Origin of the sequence: Wolbachia endosymbiont of Drosophila tristis, from assembly GCF_028981745.1 — a bacterium.
GTDB classification, from domain to species: Bacteria; Pseudomonadota; Alphaproteobacteria; order Rickettsiales; family Anaplasmataceae; genus Wolbachia; species Wolbachia pipientis.
In genome coordinates, this window is the sequence record NZ_JAPQLN010000001.1 from 1 (window position 1) to 761 (window position 761).

The 761-nt window shown below is 55.1% G+C and carries 1 tRNA gene and 2 rRNA genes; all 3 read right to left on the reverse strand.

Annotation, left to right across the window (positions count from 1 at the left end):
* Positions 1-157: 157 nt before the first annotated feature.
* Positions 158-234, reverse strand: a tRNA-Met gene (locus OZD64_RS00005).
* A gap of 57 nt (positions 235-291) precedes the next feature.
* Positions 292-407 (reverse strand): 5S ribosomal RNA (gene rrf / locus OZD64_RS00010).
* A gap of 106 nt (positions 408-513) precedes the next feature.
* Positions 514-761 (reverse strand): 23S ribosomal RNA (locus tag OZD64_RS00015); the annotation flags it as partial.

Genomic DNA, 761 nt, shown 5'->3' on the forward strand with positions numbered 1-761 from the left:
CACGCCCTTCCCGGCCCACCAGCGCCGCGCTCCATGCGACGGCCTGCTACGCGTTTTTTCTCTCCCGAATGATTCCTATATGATTCCAGTTGGTATGGGAGAAACGCCAAAGGCCGCCCGATGGGCGGCCTAAGCGTTTGATATTAAACGGAATTCGTGGTTGCGGGGATAGGATTTGAACCTATGACCTTCAGGTTATGAGCCTGACGAGCTACCGGGCTGCTCCACCCCGCGGTTGTAATTGTGTTGAAATTTGTAGGGGTAGTAAGTTTTGGCAGGGTGGATTGGAAGACCTGGCGGCGACCGACTTTCCCGTGGCTTAAGCCACAGTATCATAGGCGCTGGGGGTTTTCACGGCCGAGTTCGGGATGGGATCGGGTGGATCTCTCCCCGCCATGGCCACCAGGTCATCCAGTCCACCCTGTAAGGGTGTGTGGAAGACGGTTGGTAGAAGAAGTAGGCGTATATATGGATGATTTCTGTGCACGGGCTGTCCTTTTAAGGGGACAGTAAGAGAGTGAGCCTATTGGGTGATTAGGACCAGTTAGCTGCACGTGTTACCACGCTTTCACACCTGGCCTATTAACGTGGTGGTCTACCACGACCCTCAGGGAGACCTAGTTTTGAGGTGGGTTTCCCGCTTAGATGCTTTCAGCGGTTATCCCTTCCATACTTAGCTACCCGGCGGTGCCGCTGGCGCGACAACCGGTGCACCAGAGGTATGTTCATCCCGGTCCTCTCGTACTAGGGACAAATCCTCT